Source organism: Pseudomonas sp. FA-1 (genome assembly GCF_056856075.1).
This window is the reverse complement of sequence record NZ_JBWXTH010000006.1, coordinates 268,216-287,453: the sequence shown is the minus strand read 5'-3', so window position 1 is coordinate 287,453 and position 19,238 is coordinate 268,216. Positions and strand designations below refer to the sequence as shown.

17 protein-coding genes are annotated in these 19,238 nt (G+C 64.4%); 8 read left to right on the top strand and 9 right to left on the bottom strand.

The features are described 5' to 3' along the window. Window position 1: 1 nt before the first annotated feature. From AC1MHZ_RS13840 to AC1MHZ_RS13830, 3 genes are all read right to left on the bottom strand, one after another. Window positions 2-4,546, bottom strand: coding sequence for an NEL-type E3 ubiquitin ligase domain-containing protein (locus tag AC1MHZ_RS13840; protein ID WP_482966499.1), 4,545 nt, complete (start codon window positions 4,544-4,546; stop codon window positions 2-4). Window positions 4,547-4,624: 78 nt separating this feature from the next. Next, complete coding sequence (locus AC1MHZ_RS13835; protein ID WP_084857967.1) at window positions 4,625-6,985, bottom strand: DNA polymerase II; 2,361 nt, start codon at window positions 6,983-6,985, stop codon at window positions 4,625-4,627. A 101-nt stretch (window positions 6,986-7,086) separates the two neighbouring features. Continuing rightward, window positions 7,087-8,007 carry a LysR substrate-binding domain-containing protein gene (locus tag AC1MHZ_RS13830; RefSeq protein WP_084857966.1) on the bottom strand — a complete coding sequence of 307 codons (921 nt, stop codon included), beginning with the start codon at window positions 8,005-8,007 and terminating at the stop codon, window positions 7,087-7,089. 156 nt (window positions 8,008-8,163) lie between these two features. On the opposite strand from AC1MHZ_RS13830, the gene AC1MHZ_RS13825 reads away from it, so the two are divergent. The 8 genes from AC1MHZ_RS13825 (at window position 8,164) to AC1MHZ_RS13790 (ending at window position 13,993) form a co-directional block, all read left to right on the top strand. After that, the gene (locus AC1MHZ_RS13825) at window positions 8,164-8,940 is read left to right on the top strand and encodes a YqcI/YcgG family protein (RefSeq protein ID WP_324813343.1); all 777 of its coding nucleotides are present in this window, start codon (window positions 8,164-8,166) and stop codon (window positions 8,938-8,940) included. Window positions 8,941-8,942: 2 nt separating this feature from the next. Further along, window positions 8,943-9,575 (top strand): LysE family translocator, encoded by a 633-nt coding sequence (locus AC1MHZ_RS13820; RefSeq protein WP_084857964.1) that lies wholly within the window; start codon window positions 8,943-8,945, stop codon window positions 9,573-9,575. A gap of 40 nt (window positions 9,576-9,615) precedes the next feature. Then, the gene (locus tag AC1MHZ_RS13815; protein ID WP_482966498.1) at window positions 9,616-10,710 is read left to right on the top strand and encodes a hypothetical protein; all 1,095 of its coding nucleotides are present in this window, start codon (window positions 9,616-9,618) and stop codon (window positions 10,708-10,710) included. Window positions 10,711-10,887: 177 nt separating this feature from the next. Continuing rightward, on the top strand, window positions 10,888-11,565 hold the full coding sequence (locus AC1MHZ_RS13810) for an SEL1-like repeat protein (protein WP_480463355.1): 678 nt from the start codon (window positions 10,888-10,890) through the stop codon (window positions 11,563-11,565). Window positions 11,566-11,654: 89 nt separating this feature from the next. Next, a complete protein-coding gene (locus tag AC1MHZ_RS13805) occupies window positions 11,655-12,356 on the top strand; it encodes an AzlC family ABC transporter permease (RefSeq protein ID WP_084857961.1) in 702 nt (233 codons plus the stop codon). Further along, window positions 12,353-12,667, top strand: coding sequence for an AzlD domain-containing protein (locus AC1MHZ_RS13800; RefSeq protein WP_084857960.1), 315 nt, complete (start codon window positions 12,353-12,355; stop codon window positions 12,665-12,667). The genes AC1MHZ_RS13805 and AC1MHZ_RS13800 overlap by 4 nt, the downstream gene beginning before the upstream one ends. Then, a complete protein-coding gene (locus AC1MHZ_RS13795; protein WP_482966497.1) occupies window positions 12,664-13,497 on the top strand; it encodes a helix-turn-helix domain-containing protein in 834 nt (277 codons plus the stop codon). The genes AC1MHZ_RS13800 and AC1MHZ_RS13795 overlap by 4 nt, the downstream gene beginning before the upstream one ends. A gap of 268 nt (window positions 13,498-13,765) precedes the next feature. Continuing rightward, window positions 13,766-13,993 (top strand): hypothetical protein, encoded by a 228-nt coding sequence (locus tag AC1MHZ_RS13790; protein WP_043206911.1) that lies wholly within the window; start codon window positions 13,766-13,768, stop codon window positions 13,991-13,993. A gap of 129 nt (window positions 13,994-14,122) precedes the next feature. Here the strand turns inward: AC1MHZ_RS13790 and AC1MHZ_RS13785 are convergent, their stop codons facing one another. The 6 genes from AC1MHZ_RS13785 to AC1MHZ_RS13760 form a co-directional block, all read right to left on the bottom strand. Then, entirely contained in the window at window positions 14,123-14,596 is a 474-nt protein-coding gene (locus AC1MHZ_RS13785) for a copper chaperone PCu(A)C (RefSeq protein WP_482966514.1), read from the bottom strand. Window positions 14,597-14,601: 5 nt separating this feature from the next. Then, on the bottom strand, window positions 14,602-15,207 hold the full coding sequence (locus AC1MHZ_RS13780; RefSeq protein ID WP_084857958.1) for an SCO family protein: 606 nt from the start codon (window positions 15,205-15,207) through the stop codon (window positions 14,602-14,604). A gap of 342 nt (window positions 15,208-15,549) precedes the next feature. Beyond that, window positions 15,550-16,584, bottom strand: coding sequence for a 4-hydroxy-2-oxovalerate aldolase (gene dmpG / locus AC1MHZ_RS13775; RefSeq protein ID WP_084857957.1), 1,035 nt, complete (start codon window positions 16,582-16,584; stop codon window positions 15,550-15,552). Between the two features lie 10 nt (window positions 16,585-16,594). Continuing rightward, on the bottom strand, window positions 16,595-17,503 hold the full coding sequence (locus AC1MHZ_RS13770) for an acetaldehyde dehydrogenase (acetylating) (protein ID WP_084857956.1): 909 nt from the start codon (window positions 17,501-17,503) through the stop codon (window positions 16,595-16,597). Window positions 17,504-17,519: 16 nt separating this feature from the next. Further along, window positions 17,520-18,311 (bottom strand): fumarylacetoacetate hydrolase family protein, encoded by a 792-nt coding sequence (locus AC1MHZ_RS13765; protein ID WP_480463341.1) that lies wholly within the window; start codon window positions 18,309-18,311, stop codon window positions 17,520-17,522. Beyond that, window positions 18,308-19,135 carry an alpha/beta fold hydrolase gene (locus tag AC1MHZ_RS13760; RefSeq protein WP_084857954.1) on the bottom strand — a complete coding sequence of 276 codons (828 nt, stop codon included), beginning with the start codon at window positions 19,133-19,135 and terminating at the stop codon, window positions 18,308-18,310. The genes AC1MHZ_RS13765 and AC1MHZ_RS13760 overlap by 4 nt, the downstream gene beginning before the upstream one ends. Window positions 19,136-19,238 lie beyond the last annotated feature (103 nt).

Below are 19,238 nucleotides of genomic sequence, written 5' to 3'. Positions count from 1 at the left end.
ATCACCGAACGTCGATTGCAGTGTGCTCGCAAGCCGCCTCCAGCGCTTCGCTGGTCAAGCGACGCATCAGGTAGCGCTCATCTGCCTTCTGGAGCTGGTGCGCACGACGGATCTTCGCCTCGATCTGCTCCACCAGGGCCTGCCGGTCAGTGGGTGACACGTCCTCGCGGGCCTGGGCCGCCTCAAGACGGGCGATCAAGCGCTCCAGGCGTTCATGATGAGGCGCGTTGAGCGTGCTGAACGCCTCCTGGTGCGCTTGCGCCAGGTGTTCCTGCCAGAACGTCTGGTCCACCATCCAATCGGTCAGGACCTGGTGCTCTTCGCCTGCCAGTACCGCGCTGCGGATTCGCTCGACCTGCGAGGGATCGATACGTGAGCTCCACGGGTATTCCATTTCGCTGTCGTGCACCGGCAGGTCCAAAGGCCCCCGCAGGGCAAGGTAATAGCCCAGTTCCACCTCGATGGGATCGGCTGGCGTACGCGCCGCGTCGAGAGCATGTATGTAATGACTGACCCGTGTCGTGACCTGGTCCATCCGCCACAACTGGCGCCCCAGGCGCAGCAGGGCGTCCTGTAGGTGAGCCGGTGGCGTCTGTGCACGTGTGCGCGCGGCCATTACCCGCACCTCCAGGTTGATAAAGCGCCAGAGCACGCTGTCCTGGCAGGTCAGGGCATCGTCGGCGTGGGCGAACAGCTCTTCACGCAATGCGGCGTCGTCCCGCAGGCCGCGCAAGAGGTTGGACACCCGTATGGCCAACTGCTGTGGCTGGGTTCGAAACGCCTGCGTGTCCAACAGCCGTCGCAGCAGTTCCATGACGCCTTGCGAACCCTCCATTGCATCGATCACGCACCATGTCTGGAGCAGTTCGTCCCGATGCCGCGGCGGGGCCGCATCGCGCCAGCGCCGTGCATGGATGTTTTGCTGTTCGAGGTCTTGGGCCTGTTCCCTCAGGGCCACGGCATCGGCCTGGGCCAGGGGGTTGCCGGCCAGCCGCAGCCGATGGCGTAGCCAGAGCGGCGCCTGGTAGAGCGCCTGGGGCAACTGGACGATGCGGTTATCGCTCAGGTCGGCATGCTCCAGGGCCTGGCATTCGAGCAACCCGGGCGGCAACTGGGTGATCTGGGTATGGCGCATCAACAGCCTGTGCAGCCGCTCGAAGCCCACCAACGAGAACGTACGGCCCAGCGGGTTATACGACAGGTTGATGCATTCAAGGTAGGTACACCGTGACAACTCCGCGGCCTGCCCGGCATCGAGCGCGATCTGGTTGCCGTACAGGTCCAGCTCTCGCAGTTGCGGCATCTGCCCCAGCCGCGGCGGCAGGCGGTTGAGCTGGTTGTTGGCGATCTGCAGGATGCCCAGACGTGGGAAAGCCTGCAGGAAACCCGCCGGTACACGCTCCAGGCCCATGCCGATGATCGACAGCTCGATCACGTGGGAGAAACTGCGCTCGGGCAGCTCCGGCAGGTGGCCGGGTTGGCGGTTGTTCAGTACCAGCCTGGCCTCGGTGGCCTGCACGGCCATTGGCAGGCCATCGCCGATCCGCTGCCAGCACGCCAGCAACTGCGCCATGATGGCTCGCCGGTCCGACCGGGTGCGGCGGTCCCTGGCGGTGTCCACCCACTCCGCCAGGGATCGCTGCAAGGTTCGCAACTGCTCGCGCAGCGCCCCAAGTTCGACCACCAGGTCCCTTCCCGCCCGTTGCAGGTCCAGCGCCCAGGTGGTGATCTGCTCTTCGGTGTAACCGGGGTAGACCCGCCGCAGTTCCATCTGCAAGGTCCAGGGCACCAGCCCTTGGCCAACATGGCGAGGCCGCCTTCCCCCCAACGGGTAGCCAAGGCGCCCATCAACCTGACGCAAGGGGGCACGCATCTCGATGCTCGAGCGCGACACGCCCAGCAGGCGCAGGGTTTGTTCGCGCCGTTGGAGGGCCTGGCGCGCCAACAGTACCCGCAGGTTGTGATCGAACGGATCATGGATGCCCATGGCATCGCGTTGGTCGACCCGATACGCCTGGGCCATCACCTCGAACAGCTCGCCGGTTTCACCTTGCACCTGCCCTTGGGCATCGAGCAGGATGAACCTGCCATGCACATGAACCAGGTCGAAGGCAGTCTCACCCTGCGGCACGCTGAACAGCAAAGGCCCGTTCGAATAGCTTTCGAACAGCCGCCAGCGTATCCCCTTGGCGGCGCCGGGCAAATGTTCGAGCATGCCCAACACCACTCGGGCCAGGTCGGCATTCTGGGGCGTATCGAGGTGGAAGGCTTCGAACACCCGTACCGCCCGCACCCGTAGCATGCGAGCCCGTGCGGCTTCAGACAGGCGCAAGGAGACGCGTCCACTGTTCAGCAGCCGCTCACGATCCACAGCACAAGCTTGCTCGATCACAGCCTGTGCGGCGCGTCGGTGCAAGCTGGGGAATACCTTGCGCAACGCACGGGTATCAGCGGTATCGCTGTCTTGGGCACTGTCGTACAGGCGCTCAAGCAATAGCCTACGATCGTCCCACGCCCGCTCAGCAAGTGCCTGGTCCGACAAGCCGTTCGCACCAGGAAGCTGCCTGGCATGCTGCAACACGCCCTGGTCCGACACCGGCTCACCGGAGCGCAGTTGGCCGATCACCACGCGAATACGCAGGTCCAGGCGCACACGCAGGACACTGTCCGCCAACTCGGCGTCCGGGGCCAACCCCCTGACATGCAAGCCGCGCAGGTAGTCGCCATCGATCGCGTGGATGAGCATCAGCTGGTCGATCTGCTCGTCGTCCAGCTCACGGAACCGACCGCCGAAACGGCGGAACAGGCCATACGCATCCGACCATAGGGCAGGCTGCTCCGAACTCAGGCGCCAGGCCCCGGCGCCGTTGTGCGCCAACAAGGGCGCATGGCCCTGGCGAGGGCGCAGGCACCATTGACCCTCGACGGTACGCTGCACCGAATAGTAGTACCCATCCATCTCAACCCAGGCCCACTCCCCGAGGCGGTACACCCCCTGTGGGTCACGGGCAGCGTCTGGCGGCGGCGGTGGGCTGCGAAATGGTGCAAGGTCATGGTCCCAGAACTTGACGGTACCGTTCTCCAAGTACGCCGGAACCAGGCTGTCGACCCTGCTCGACCGCGCCCAGGCCCGACTGGCCGCGCCCAATGCTGCAGTGGTGGCGCCAATCAACACCACGTCCTTGGCCACGTTCATGATGTGGTCCAGCGCCAGGGCGTCATCACCTTCACGCCAGGCTTCGACCCCCAGGACAACGTCCTCCAGCAACTCCCAGGCCGTGCTGGCCAGCAACAGCGCCCCCAGCGCGGGCACGAACAGCCCAGCCAGCCCGACCAGGAACCACCCGCCGGCGATCAATCGCTCGTCGTGCGCTTGCTGCAGGGCCAGGTCCAGCTGCGCCACCGGCGTGGCGATCACGGCTGCGTCGTCCTTGATCTTCTCGATGCCCAAGCGTGCCAGGTTGTCGAACAACGGCAACGGGTAGGCGCTCATGTGCTCCTGCAGGTCCAGGTTGGCCCAGACCGGCAGGTCTCGGTAGCCGGGAGTCACGGTTGCGTAGAAGGCCTGGCTGTGGCGCTGGCGCACGAAACGGGCGAAGAACGCCTGGTAGTCCGTCGTGCGCAGGCGCCGGCCCAATTCGTTGGCGGCATGACGCAGGCTTGGAAAAGCAGTCCAGGCGCCGTTCGGGTCTTCCGGGACATTCAGCAGGACGCGCCGGGTGGTGTCGCGAATCACGCCCTGCTCGATCACATCCAGCACCAGGACCCGCTCCAGCGGGCATCCCAGCAGGCTAAGTTGCTTGGCGACCACTCGATGCCCCTGCAAAAGCCCAGGCTTGCCATGTCGGCAGAGCCCGACGATCAACTCCAGCTCCTGCTCCGTCACATGCCCCTGGAGCCTGGCCTGGTAGGCTTCGACCAGCATGTCCTGGCGCGACGATTGCGCCAGCAGCCAGGCGCCGTCGCCCTCGGCATCGGCTGCCTGCGCTGTCAGCACCTGCGCGAGATGCCGTTGGTACTCAGCTCCGAGGTCCAGTTCACGGCACAAACCGGCAAACTCGATCGCCGAAGGAGGCTTCAGCTTGCCAGCGCGGGGGTGGGCCAAGCGGTTGCCTGGAGCCTGGGTACCTGGCAGGGCCTCGTCCTGGGTGAAGTTGCGAAGCGCCGCCTCCAACAACGGCATGTCCTTGTAGTCCCATGTCGTCAAGTGAGCACCCACAGGCTGCGTATTGATCACCGGTTGGGCGATACCCCGGATGAACCTCCACTGCCTGACGTCGAACTTCGCCCGGTAGCGCTGGTGCAATGCGGTTTCCAGGCGCGACAGGACGAACCGGTCCAGCGGCTCGATCCGTTTGAGCATCCTATCGACCTGATGGCGCAGCCGCAGGCTTTCGCCCAACGCCTGGCCGAGGGCGGTCAATTGTCCGGCCGTGGCCTGGCGAATCCAGCCTGGCAAGCATTGCCCGATGAGGCTGTCCTGAATGGCCTGTTCGAGTCGGGTCAGCTTCGCATCGGTGTCGGCAACGTTGTCGCTGCTGTCCATAGTCATGTCTCCCGGGAGCAAAGCCATGAGGCTATGAGCTCAAGGAGACAGGTAGCCCCTAGATAGCTACCACCAGGTTCAGAAGAGCAACAACTGGCGATCGGTCAGGGCGTTGAATTCATCGCCCACGAACGGCAGGATGGCATCGGCCACGGGCTGCAACTGACGTGACAGGTAGTGCTCATGGTCGATCGGCGACTGCCGGTTTTCCAACGGCTCCGGGCCGGAGGTGGTCATCACGTAGCTGATCCAGCCACCATTCTGGTATTGCAACGGCCGGCCCAGGCGCAGGTTGTATTCATCGGCCAGCCGCGCAGCACGTACGTGGGGCGGCACATTGCGCTGGTAGTCGCGCAAAGGCCTGCGTAGGCGCTTGCGGTACACCAGCAGCGCATCCTGCTCCCCGGCCAGGGTACGCCGCACATAGTCGCGCACGTAGTCGCGGTAGGGCTGGCCACGGAAGATCCGCCCATACAGCTGCTGCTGGAATTCCCGGGCCAGGGGCGACCAGTCGGTGCGCACCGACTCCAGGCCCTTGTAGACCACGTCTTCGTGCCCATCGGCGCGCTGCACCAGGCCGGCATAGCGTTTCTTGCTGCCTTCTTCCGTACCGCGGATGGTGGGCATCAAGAAGCGTCGGTAATGGGTTTCGAACTGCAATTCCAGCGCACTGTGCAGGCCCAGGCTGGCCTCCAGGTGCTCGCGCCACCACTGGTTGACTTGGGCGACCAGCGCGTGGCCGATGCGTGCCGCCGATGCCTCGTCATGGGCCCCCTTGAGCCAGACGAAGGTGGAGTCGGTATCGCCATAGATCACGTCGTAGCCCTGGGCTTCGATCAACTGCCGGGTCTGGCGCATGATCTGATGCCCACGCATCGTGATCGACGAGGCCAGGCGCGGGTCGAAGAAACGGCAGCCACTGGAGCCAAGCACGCCGTAGAAGGCGTTCATGATGATTTTCAGGGCCTGGGCCAAGGGCACGTTGCCCGCGCGCTTGGCCGCCTCCCTCCCCTGCCAGACCCGCTCGACGATCGCCGGCAGGCCGTGCCGGGTACGGGAGAACCGGGCACCGCGAAAACCTTCGACCGAATGGGCATCATCCGGTTGGCCCAGCCCTTCCACCAGCCCCACCGGGTCGATCAGGAAGGTGCGGATGATCGAGGGATACAGGCTCTTGTAGTCGAGCACCAGTACCGAGTCGTACAGGCCTGGGCGCGAGTCCATGACGAAGCCACCGGGGCTGGCTTCGTCGGGCCTGCTGCCCAGGTTGGGCGCGACGTACCCCAAGCGGTGCATCGGCGGGATGTACAGGTGGCAGAACGCGGCTACCGATCCCCCGCTGCGGTCCACTGCAAGGCCCGTGACAGTCGAGCGCTCGAGGAGGAATTCCAGCAGCTTCGTATGGGCGAAGATCCGCGTCACCAGTTCGCAGTCCTTGAGGTTGTAGCGGGCCAGGGCCGGCTTGTCCTCGGCGAACATGCGGTTGATTTCGTCCATGCGCTGGTAGGGCGTGTCGATGGCCTTGCCCTCGCCCAGTAACGTTTGGGCGACGCTTTCCAGGCTGAACGAAGGGAAGCTCCAGGTGGCCGAGCGCAGCGCCTCGATGCCGTCGATCAGCAAGCGGCCTGGGGCATCGGCGAATACATGGCTGCGGCTGCCGTGGGCGCGCAGGGCCAGTGGCGCGCCGTTACGCCCCAATGCCAGCGGCACCTTCAGTTGCGTGGCGAGCTCGTGCAGCAGGCGCAGGTCGAACTGCACCAGGCTCCAGCCGATGATTGCATCGGGGTCATAGCGGGCCAGCCAGCGGTTGAGGCATTCGAGCAACTGGGCGCGGTCGTCGCAGTACTGCAGGTCGAAATCCACTGCACCGGCATCGCCATTGGCCGGCCCGAGCATGTAGACCTGGCGCTGGCCGCAGCCTTCAAGGGCGATGCTGTAGAGCTCGCCGCGCTCGCTGGTTTCGATGTCCAGCGACACCAGACGCAACGTGGGGCGGTAGTCCGGCAAGGGTTTGAGCTGGGCATTGCAGAGCACGCCCTGGGCATCGGCCTGGCCGCTGAACTGCACCGGGGCGGTGATGAACCGCTCCATCAGGTAGCGCTCCGGGGGCCGGATGTCCGCTTCGAAGACGTCGATGCCCGCAGCCCGCAAGCGCTGTTCGAGCTGGATCAGCTGACGGTGCTGGCGGCAATACAGGCCCAGCACGGGGCGCTGCTCGAAATCGCGCAGGCCCAGCGGGCGCAACTCGACACCCGGCTCAGCGCCCACCAGTGCCTGTGCACGCGCAGCCTGCTCTGCCGGGATGAAGGCCACCGAGACCTGCGGCGCCAAGCGCAGCTGGCGCGGCCCTTGGTCGGTGGCGAGCCAGAACTCCACGCAGGTGCCCTCGGGCGTATCGTGCCAGTGTCGGGTGAGGACAAAGCCCTGCTGCAACTCCACCGCGTCGACCTCGAATCGTTTTTTCGTTGAGTGAAGGTGCATTCTACCGCTGTATGGGGATTCCCTGTTCGACCCCATGGGCCTCGTTGCGGGGGCGGGCATCACCCATAGAGGTAGTCGATGTCCTTGTAGGCCAACGGCGGTACCTGGCCAAGCAGGAAATCACGCAGACGCTGCATCTGGCGTGCCTTGGGGCTGGCCTTGAGCCAGGTCATGTAGTAACCGTCGCCTGTGGCCACGGCATGCTTGAAGGGTGTCACCAGGCGGCCGGCGGCCAGGTCGGCACTGGCCAGCACCAAGTCGACCACCGAGATGCCCAGGCCTTGCTGGGCTGCGGAAATGCCCTGGTCGAGCGTATCGAACACCTGGCCCTGGTCGATGCTGATTTCCAGCGCGTCCATCCGTGCCAGCCAGCGGCGCCAGTCGCGACGGTCCGGCGAGGGATGCAGCAGTTCGCAGCGCTCGAGCACAGAGAGATCCGACACTTGATCCTGCAGGTAATCGGGGTGGCACACCGGAATCAACCACTCATCGAACAGCTTGAGCCCCTCGACATCGGCCGGGAAACGGCCATTGCCCAGCAGGATGGCACAGTCGTAGGGCTCGGAATAGAAATCCACCGTGTCGATGTCCATCCACACGCTCGACAACTGCACGCTACAGCTGTTGTCGACCTTCTTGAAACCGTCCAGCGCCCGGAGCAGCCAGCGAACCGTCAATGTAGAAGGTGCCTTCAGGCGCAGGCCGTAGCGGTCCTGGCGCAGCAATGAACAGGCATTCTCGATGATCTTGAAGCCGACCTTGAGCTCCTGGGCCAGCAATCGACCGTGCTCGGTGAGGCGCAGCTTGGGGCCGCGACGTTCGAACAGGTCACAACCGAACAGGGCTTCAAGGGTCTTGACGTGATGACTGACAGCACCCTGGGTCAAGGACAGCTCCTCGGCCGCCCGGGTGAAGGAGCCGTAGCGTGAGGCGACCTCGAAAGCGCGCAGGGCATGAAGTGCGGGGATCCGTTCCGACATCGAGCCATCCAAAGTATGAGTGAGACTAATAGTAGGTCATAGCACCACCCGTTTTACAACCTTGGTGGGTTCTTCGAAAATGCTCTTAAACAATAAATATTCATAGGAAACCGCGTAGAACTCGCGGTCAATTTCATTGAAATACCTGGGGAATACATGTTTACGGGTTATGGAAACTGCTATCGCCTGGATGCGCTAGAGCTGGCCGCCGAACATATCCAGAATCACCCACATTGGACGCATACCGCCATCGAACAATTTCGTACCTTCCTCGCCGCTCCCGATTTTCCTTGCCTGTTCGGACGCAAGGCGGTAGCAACCGCGACTTGCCATGTGGTCTTCGCCCGGGCCGGCGAATGGGCCACCGACATCGCCCGAGGGCTGGCCGGCTATGTCCGTATGCTCGAGCCGATCCCGCTCAAACAGCGCATCGGCATGCCACTGCTGGCATTCCTCGAAACTGACGCCAGCAGCACCTTGGCCGAGCAACAGTCCCTGGCGTGGCAGGTGCTGCAGGATGTGCACCGTCTCGACCCGCTGCCCTGGCCCGCCGGGGTACCCCAGGATCCCCATGACCCCAACTGGTCGTTCTGCTTCGCCGACATGCCGTTGTTCATCAACATGAACTTCCCTGCGCACCGGCAGATGAAAAGCCGCAACCTGGGCGACCACATCGCCTTCGTCATCAACCCCCGGGAAAGCTTCGACGAGGTGGCCAGCGCCGCCACCGAAAGCGGGCGGCGCATTCGCTCGCGGATCCGCGACCGGGTACGCCACTACAACGATGGCATCGTCCCGGATACCCTGGGCTTCTTCGGCCAGGGCGACAACTTCGAATGGCGTCAATACCAGCTTCAGGAACCCGGCTCGCTGAACCCTGCGCGCTGCCCGTTCCATGCCCATGCAACAGCCGATACCCTGATCGAGAACTGAACGTGAATACCGCACTCGCCGCCACCTATGCCCTCACCGTCCTGCTGCTGATCGCCACGCCCGGCCCGGTCGTGGCGCTGGTCGTCAACACCGCAGCCGCCTCCGGCCCGCGCAAGGCCCTGTTCACCGCGCTGGGCACCAACTGGGCCTCCCTGGTACTCATCGGTGCCGCCGCCTGGATCATCATGACCAGCGCCGCAGTCGACAAGGCCTGGCTCAGCGGCCTGAGCCTGCTGGGGTGCCTGTTCATCGGCTACATCGCCGTCGCCACCTTGCGCGAAGCGCTGCAGGCGCCCGCTGCGCAAACAGCGGCGGATACGCCCGAACAACCGGGGCGAGGTGGTTTGCTGCAGGGCTTCATGGTGGGTATTTCCAACCCCAAGGACATCATCTTCTTCATTTCCTTCTTCCCGCAGTTCATCCAGATCACCGAGTCCTTCGGCAAGAGCATGGTGGTGTTGTCGCTGCTGTGGATCCTCATCGATTTCGCCGTGCTCAGCCTGTACATCTTCGCCATCGGCAAGATCGCCTCGCAGCGCAGCAACCGCCTGATCACCCTGGCCTCCGGCGTTGCGTTGCTGCTGATCGCCATTGCCGGCCTTGCCTACAACATCAAGGAACTGGCCGCCATCTGAGCCGCGCCGTTGCCGAGCCTGGAGTGCCAAAGGAGCGCCCATGAGACCGATCGACCACGCCACGAACGTCCAGGGCAGCCCTCTTCCCCTGCAACAGGACTACCAGCGCTTCCTGTTGCTGGGCAGCCGCCGCGCGCCCCACACGCTGTACATGCATGAACGCGGCTATCGCTCCGGCACCATCAATACCGACAGCCTGGGCATGCGCTACAGCCACTGCGGCGAAAAGCGCTTTTCGGTGGCCGAGCACCATGGCACGAAGCGGGTCAACTTGTTGGTGGGCGGTTCCACCACACTGGGCATCGGCGCCAGTTCCGACGAACACACGGTGGCCTCCTACCTGTCGGCACTCACCGGCGAGGTCTGGCTGAGCCTGGCCGGCTGCGGGCTGAATGCTACTCAGGAGCTGTTGATGTTTCTTACTCACCAGCATCGGTTTGGCGAAATCGGCCATGTGGTGGTGCTCAGCGGCCTGAATACCCTGGCCCATGAGGCTTTGGACGAAGTCTTCGCCTGCGAACAGGGCGAGGAACAGGCATTGTCCTACCTGGGCCTGCTCAACAGTTTCAACGAAGGCGTGCAGCACACCGAAGCGCCTCGCAGCTCATCGCTCTGGCAGCGCCTGGGCCAGGCCCTGGCCCCTCGCCGCCACCCTTCCCCACCCAATTGGACGCTGTCTGCCCCCGACAAGCGCCTGGCCCGTGCGGCCGAGACCATCGGCCGCACCCTACGGCAATGGGATCGCCTGCTGGCTGATGGCCATGCAACCCTCACCTTCATTCTGCAGCCTTTATTACCCTGGTGCCGCGACAGCCTGCCCGCCGCCGAGCAAGGCATGCTCGATACCCTGCAACGACAGCCGACCAATTTCGACCGGCTGCTGGCCGACGTGTTCGACAGCGAACTGCACATGGCTTTCTTCCGTCGGATCAAGGCCCAGGCCGAATCCGTGCCCTGCTACGACATGAACTGCATGCTGAGTAGTTCCCCGGTGTTCAGCGAAGCGCTGTTCGTCGATCGCCTGCATTTCAACGATCTGGGCAACAATGCCCTGGCCAAGGTGATCACCGCGAAACTCGGGCTGGCCCAGGAAAAACAGGCCAATCGCAAGGCGACGACCATCAAGCTCGTCTGACAAAGCAGGAATGCTCTTTCAGACTGCCCTTCGGGGTGGCTAGAATACGACGTTGTCGCTCCTGATTCGCTTGAGGCACGTGTGTAACGCCATGACCATCGAAGCTGCCCCGCTGTACCTGGTCGCCAGCCTTGGCCGACCTGCCTGCGAGACCCGCCCGTGAATCGTGCTGTCTTCTTGTCGCCATTGCTCCTGGCCGCGCTTGCGCAAAGTGCCCAGGCACTGGACGTGCAGATCGACCCACACGCCGACCTGCTCTATCGCCAGGCCCTGCCCCTGCTCGAACAGGCCGACAGCCAGGACGACGCCCCCAGCCCGCTGCGCACTGCCATAGGCAGCGACCCGGAGCTCAGCCGCCAAGGCCAGGCTCTGGCTCGTACCCTGCCCACGGCTGTCGCCTTGCTGAAAAAATCAGTGGCACTTGGCCACCCGGTAGCCCAATACCGCCTGGCCTTGTACTACATGACCTACCTGCCCGCCACGCAGATCCCGGACGCCGCCTGTCCTCTGCTGGAGGCCAGCCTGCAACAGGGCTTCGCCCCGCCAGCCCCGGCAATCGCCACCTGGTGCCCGCCGTACAATGCCAGCCCTGCGTACCGCCAGGCACTGGAGGCGATCCCCGGTATGGCCACCCTGTATGCGCCCTACTACCCGCAGCCTGCCGTTCGCCTGGCTTGCAACCGCAGCCAGCCGCAAGGCCTGGAGATGCAATGGGGGCGTCAGCGTGACTACCAGGCCGAGGTGTACCGCCTGCTCGGCGAGCTTGACCCGCAGCGTCGGCAGCTGTTGTTGCAAAAGGCCGTCGAGATCAACGGTTGTGCGGCTGCCCAACAGCGCCTGACCAGCCATCGCTGATCGAATGGCCCAGGGGTAGCAAGAACGTTCAAGCCTCCCCTCTCGTCCTCTGGCATGCTGGTTATCCCTGTCGATTCATAGTCACCATCATGCCCTGCAACCCACCCGTAGCCCGTCAAGCCTTTCTCCACGGCGCCCTTGCCATCCTACCGCTGTCCCTGGCCGTCGCCCCCTGGGGCCTGCTGGCCGGCTCCATGGCCATCGAAGCCAACCTCAGCGCCTGGGAGGGCCAAGGGCTGTCTGCCATCGTCTTCGCCGGCGCCGCGCAATTGGTGGCGATCGGCATGCTCAAGGGCGGTGCGAACCTGTTCTCGATCCTGCTCACCACCTTGCTGCTGACCTCCCAACACCTGCTCTATGGCCTGTCCATGCGCCCGGTGCTTTCCAACCAGCCGCTGCGCTGGCGCCTGGGGCTGGGCTTTTTGTTGACCGATGAGTTCTTCGCCCTGACCAGCCGCTATGACCAACAACAGTTCAACCGTTGGTATGCCTTGGGGGTCGGGCTGACGTTCTATGTGGCCTGGAACCTGTTCACGCTCGCCGGCATCCTGCTTGGCCAGAACATCCCGCATCTGGATCAGCTGGGCCTGGATTTTTCCATCGTCGCCACCTTCGTCGCACTGATCGCGCCCCTGGTACGCAACCTGCCCACCGTGGTGTGCGTGGCCGTGTCACTGTTCTGTTCGGTGCTGTTCAGCTACTGGCACTGGGAAACTGCCCTGGTGGTCGCGGGCCTGCTGGGCATGAGCGCTGGCTTCGCCTGCCAGAAGCTCGGAGCAGGCCGCCCATGACCTGGTTGCTGATCTTCGCCATGGGCCTGGTGGTATTTCTCAACCGCTACGCCTTCCTCGAACCGCGCCTGCCCTTGCGCCTGAGCTCCAATGCCCGGCAGTTCCTGGGCTTCGCCGTGCCAGGCATGCTGACGGCCATCTGTGGGCCGATCATCTTCCTGCCCGGCCACCAGCTCGACCTGAGCCTGGCCAACCCGTACCTGCTGGGGTCGCTGGTGGCGATCGCTCTGGTGTTGTTGACCCGCAGCGTATTGCTGAGCATGCTGGCCAGCATGGCGATCTTCTTCCTCCTGCGCAGTTGGCTGGCATGAACACGCCCCTGCGCGAACAGACCCACCTCTGGCAGGCCCCGGCGCTGGGCGATGTGGAAATGCTGCACGCGCGGTATTTCCAGCAACGTTTCGCCCCGCATGTACACGAAGGCTACGTGTTCACCGTGATCGAGTCCGGCGCCCAGCGCTTCTGGCATCGCGGCAGCGAGCACCTGGCGCCGGTGGGCAGCATGGTGCTGATCAACCCGGACGAGCTGCACACCGGAGCCACCGCCCACGAGGCGGGCTGGCGCTACCGCGGCTTCTACCCCGAGCATGAACGGATCACCGGTGTGCTGGAGGAACTGGAGCTGGGTCGGCATGGTATGCCGCACTTCAAGGCCAGCGTCATCCAGGACCCAACGCTGGCCACCCTGTTCAGCCAGTTGCACCAACGCTCCGAAAACGGTGCCAGCGCCTTGGAGCAACAGACCGCCTGGCGCCAGGCCGTACTGGCCCTGGTGCAGCGCCACGGCCACTGCGCCCAGCCTCCCACGCCGGGCAACGAACCCCTGGCGGTGGCACGGGCCCGTGAGCTGCTGGAAAGCCAGCTGGCCGACCCACCCTCGCTGGAGGCCCTGGCAGCAGCCGTGAACCTTTCGCCCTTCCACTTCGCCCGGGTATTCCGCCAGGCCACCGGCCTGCCTCCCCACGCCTGGCTCAAGCAACGTCGCCTGGCCCGCGCCCGCGAATGCCTCAAGAGCGGCCTGCCCGCCTCAGAAGTGGCCTTTGCCTTGGGCTTTGCCGACCAGAGCCACCTGAGCCGTCAGTTCAAGCAGGCCTATGGCGTGACGCCGGGGGCTTATCGGCAGGCGTGTCGCTTTGTGTAGGCGGGAATAACATGCTCACCATGGCATTTCCCCTGGCGCAGCTCGCAGGCAGAACCCCCTACCCTGACGCCAGTCAAGTTAAGCCTTATCGGCTGCATTTGGGGCTGCTTCGCAGCCCATCGCCGGCAAGCCGGCTCCCAAAGGTTCCGCAGTGTCTACAACAGCAGCGCAGGACAGGTGGGAGCCGGCTGGCCGGCGATGGGCCTCAACTGACAGGCATTCCCCCCTACCCCTGCTAAACTGAGTGGGCTGAACGGAGGATCCTGCCATGTCCGATAGAGAGCTCACCACCCTCCTGACGCTGATGAACCAGCGCCAAGCCTGTTTGAGCAGTGCTTGCAAGGAGATTGCCGACTGGATCGACCGGCAGGGCGATGTGCCCGCTGCTGGCAAGATCCGCGCAAGCCTCAAGGCCCTGGAAGCCGAAGATGCCCAGGTGCGCAAGACCTTGACGTCGTTGACCATCGAGCGGCCGTTACCCAGGTTTCGTAGCTGAGCGCCAGTCGAGGTGACGTGGGGCCATTACGCGCCCCAGTAACGATACAAGGCCGCCCATGCAGCATCCATCGGGTGCTTGTAGAGGCGGCTTTGCGTCATGCCGGGAAACCCCGCGGTATTTGAACGATCAGTGTTGCATGTGCCCGTGGTCATGCCCCGCTTCGGCGGCCAGCGGGCGTACAGGGGCCTGCACCTCGAGGGTCTGCCTGGCGCCCTTGGCATCTTCGACGACCAGGGTCAGCGGTACCTGTTCGCCTTCCTTGACCTGCTTGGCCAGGCCCATGAGCATCACGTGATAGCCGTTCGGGTCCAGGCTTACGGCTTTGCCGGCCGGCAGCTCGACGGCCTTCACTTCACGCATGCCCATCACGTCGCCGTTCATGGTCATTTCGTGCACCTGCACGGTCTTGGCCACGGGCGAGGCCACGCTCACCAGTTTGCTGTCGCTATCGGCGGTCAGGGTCATGAAGGCCCCGGTCGATTGCTGGTGCGGCACGCTGGCGCGTACCCAGGCGTCGCTCACGGTGGTCTGGGCCAAGGCCGGCAGGGCCAGGCCCATCAGCGCCAGGGCGGCCAGGCCGTGCTTGAGTTGCATCGAAATTGCCATTAGCAGATCTCCATCAGGGTGAGCAGGTCTTCGGCGCATTCCTTGGCATTGAGGGAATGGCCCAGGCTCAGGCGCAGGGTGCCGCGCGAATCGTAGACATAGCTGGTGGACGAATGGGAGATGGTGTAGGTATCGCCGGCCGGGACCTTTTCATAGAACACCTTGAACTCCCTGGCCACCTCGGCGATCTCCTCAGGGGTGCCGGTGAGCGCCGTGAACGAAGGGTCGAAGGCCTTGACGTAGGCGTCGAGCACCTCGGGGGTGTCGCGCTCGGGGTCGAGGGTGATGAACACCACTTGCAGGAAACCGGCGTCACGGCCCATCAGCTTCTTGATCTGCACCGCACGTGCCAGGGTGGTCGGGCAAACGGCCGGGCACTGGGTGAACCCGAAGAAGATCATTGGCATCGAGCCATAGAAACTCGACAGGGTACGTTCGTTGCCTTGGGTATCCTTGAGCCGGAACTTACGGCCGAGGATTTCGTTGCTCATGTTCTTGCCGTACTTGAATTCGAGCCCCCGGGCCGGGTTGCAACCGGCCAGCAGGCCAAGCCCCAGCACGCCCATCCCGGCGACGACAGCACGCCGGGTCAGTAAATCAGTCATGGAACCATCCTTTACAGGGAAGGTGCCGGCCCCTGGGATGGACCAGCCGAAAACCGGGGCATTCTGGCATGACACCCCCTGGGCATCCAGCCGACAGAGGTCCAACCCCGCGCAAGCCATTGAATTCCGGGCTGCGTCTTGTTGTCGCAGGGGTTGATCTCGTAACACTTTGTTGCTCTACAGCATGGCACGGCACATATCCTGCTTGCGTGATTGGAGCAGCCACTGTGGGCGCGGGCTTGCCCCGCGATCGAGGGCGAAGGCCTTGTCATCCCACTGTGATGGCAGGCCCTGCCCAATCGCGGGACAAGCCCGCTCCCACAACTACGCCAGCTCCCCCAACTACCCGGCAGTACCCTTGATACCGCGGGACAAGGTCAGGGCCAGGTCTTCGATCATGTCCTCCTGCCCGCCGACCGTGCCGCGACGGCCCAACTCCACCAGCAGGTCGCGGGCCGGGATTCCGTACTTGGCCTCGGCACGCTTGGCGAACAGCAGGAACGAGCTGTACACCCCGGCGTAGCCCAGGGTCAGGGCATCACGGTCCAGGCGGATCGGCTGGTCCATCATCGGCACCACCAGGTCCTCGGCCACGTCCATGATGCGATACAGGTCTACCCCGCTCTCAACGCCCATGCGCTTGAGCACGGCGACGAACACCTCCAACGGCGTATTACCGGCACCGGCACCGAGCCCGGCCACCGAGCCGTCGATACGCACCGCACCGGCTTCGATGGCGGCCAGGGAGTTGGCAATCGCCATGCCCAGGTTGTGATGACCGTGGAAGCCAACCTCGGTAGCCGCCTCCAGGCCATCGCGCAGCACGGCGATCTTCTCGCTCACCTCGTCGGGCAGCATGTAGCCGGCCGAGTCGGTGCAGTAGATGCAGTTGGCGCCATAACTCTGCATCAGGCGCGCCTGCTCCAGCAGCTTCTCGGCGCTGACCATGTGCGCCATCATCAGGAAGCCCACGGTATCCAAGCCCATCTTGGCAGCCATGCCGATATGCTGGCCGGAGACGTCAGCCTCGGTGCAGTGGGTCGCGACGCGAATCGTCGAGACACCGTGCTCATGGGCCATCTTCAGATGGTCGAGGGTGCCGATGCCCGGCAGCAGTAGCGCCGAAACCTTGGCGTGCTTGAGCTTGGGAATCACGACACTGAAGTACTGTTCGTCGCTGTGGGCAGGGAAGCCGTAGTTCAACGAGGCGCCACCCAAGCCGTCGCCATGGGTGATCTCGATCAGCGGCACGCCCGCGGCATCCAGCCCGGTGGCCACGTCCACCATCTGCTGCAGGCTGATCTGGTGACGCTTGGCGTGCATGCCGTCGCGCAGGCTCATGTCGTGCAACAGCACATTCTTACCTTGAAGGTTCATCGCACTCTCCTCAGCGGGCCGGCAATTGCAGGGTGCCCTTGTGGGCTTCTTCGGCGAACATCTCGGCGGTGCGCAGGCCGGCGGCGGTCATGATGTCCAGGTTGCCGGCCGACTTGGGCAGGAAGTCGCCCAGGCCTTGCACCTCGACGAAGATCGACACCTTGTTGCCATCGAACACCGGGCCGTTGACCAGCGTGTAGCCGGGCACGTAGCGCTGCACTTCCTCGACCATGGCCAGCACCGAGGCGCGGATGGCGTCCTGGTCGGGGGTGTCGTCGGTCAGGCAGTGGATGGTGTCGCGCATCATCAACGGCGGCTCGGCCGGGTTGATGACGATGATCGCCTTGCCGCGGCGGGCACCACCGATGCTTTCCACGGCACCTGCGGTGGTGCGGGTGAACTCGTCGATGTTCTGCCGGGTACCGGGGCCCACGGAGCTCGACGACACGGTGGCGACGATCTCGCCATAGGCCACAGGCTGCACACGCGACACCGCCGCGACCATGGGGATGGTGGCCTGCCCGCCGCAGGTGACCATGTTGACGTTCATCGCAAGCTTGGCGGCATGCTCCTTGAGGTTGACCGGCGGCACGCAGAACGGGCCGATGGCCGCCGGCGTCAGGTCGACCATGATCACCCCAAGCTCGTTGAGCTTACGGCTGTTATGCGCATGCACATAGGCGGAGGTGGCATCGAAGGCGATGCGGATATCGTCGTCCAGCACATGGGGCAACAGGCCGTCGAGGCCTTCGGCAGTGGTCTTCACGCCCATCGCCCGGGCCCGCTTCAGGCCCTCGGACTCCGGGTCCACGCCTACCATCCAGACCGGCTCGATCCACGCCGAACGGCACATTTTCATCAGCAAGTCGGTGCCGATGTTCCCCGGGCCGATAATGGCCGCTTTCAGTTTCTGGCTCATGGGCCTTGCTCCTCGATCAGGCTCGGAAGGACACCTGGGCACTGCCCAGGCCGTCGATGGTCAGGGAAAAGCGGTCGCCTGCCCGCACTGGCTCCAGCGGCACCAGCGAACCGGAGAGGATCACCTCGCCGGCCTTGAAGGGGATGCCGAAGGCGCCGAGGGTGTTGGCCAGCCAGGCGACCGCGGTCAACGGGTTGCCCTGCACCGCCGCGCCCAACCCTTCGCTCAGCGGTTCATCGTTCTTGAACACACGCATGTGCAGCGCCGGCAGGTCCAGCTGGCGTGGGTCGACCCGTTCCTGGCCAAGCACGAACACGCCACAGGAGGCGTTGTCGGCGACGGTGTCCTGGATACGGATGCGCCAGTCATCGATGCGCGAATCGACGATCTCGAAGCACGGCGTGATGAAGTCGGTGGCCGCCAGCACGTCGGCCTCGGTGACGCCCGGGCCGACCAGGTCATGCTTGAGCACGAAGGCGATCTCGCCCTCGGCGCGCGGCTGGATCAGGCGGTTCTCGGCCAACGAGATCTCGGCACCGTTATCGAAGGCCATGGCACGGGTGATGAAGCCGAAGTCCGGCTGGTGCACGTCAAGCATGCGCTGCACGGCTGCCGAGGTGACGCCGATCTTCTTGCCGACGATACGGTCACCGGCGGCGACTCGTCGCTCGATGCAATGCAACGAGATGTGGTAGGCATCCTCGATGGTGATCTGTGGCCAGCGCTCGGTCAGCGGTGCCAGCGTCTGCCCTTCGCACAGGGCCTGGTACAGTTCGTCGCCGTGCTGGCGGCGCAGTTGCAGGCTCATGGGCGGCCCTCCTCGAGAAATGCCAGGCAGTCACGGTTGAACAGGTCACGGTGCTCGACCATCACCCAGTGGCCGCATTCGCTGAGCAGCACGAAGCGGATGTGCCGGCAGGCCTGCATCAAGGTGTTGGCACCGGAGACGGGGCAGAACTTGTCGTTCATGCCCCAGAACCCCAGGATCGGGCAGGCCAGCTCCGACAGACGCTCGGCCATGTTCGGCACCTCCATGGTGGAAAGCACGCAAGGGGGCTGCTGCGCCACCACTGCGACCCGCTCGGCCACCGTCTCGTCGTCGATCAACGACGGGTCGAACAATTGCAGGCCCAGCAGGCGCTTCATGCCGGCGGCATCGCGCAGCTCGCCGCTGGCGAAGGCCGTGGCCATGCGCTGGATGCCTTCCATCTGCAGGTAGTACTGGGCCTTGTCCATCAGGCCACCCGGGGCCATCAGCACCAGGCGGGCCACCCGCTGCGGCTGACGCAGGGCGATGGCAATGGCGATGGCCCCGCCCAGGGAGTTGCCGACCAGCGCGCAGCGCTGGATATCCAGGGCATCGAGCAGGCCCAGCAAAGCCTCGACGAAGAAATCCAGGGTATAGGCGGTTTCCGGTTTGTCCGAGGCACCGTAGCCTGGCAGGTCAGGCACGATGGCGCGGTAGCCGGCCTCGGCGAATACTGGGTAGTTGTGCTTGAAGTTGCTATGCCCGCTGGCACCCGGGCCGCTGCCATGGATGAACACCACCGCCTCGCCCGAGCCGACATCCTGATAGTGCAATTGCAGGCCACCCGGCAACCTGACCTTCTGCCCTTGCGCTGCTGCGCCCATGGGGAACCTCCCGGCTTGTTGTTGTACCGGGATTATTCAGAGCCGCCGCGCCTGGCGGCATCGTCCGACAGGACTACAGGACACTAGTCCCTTTGGACGTAGG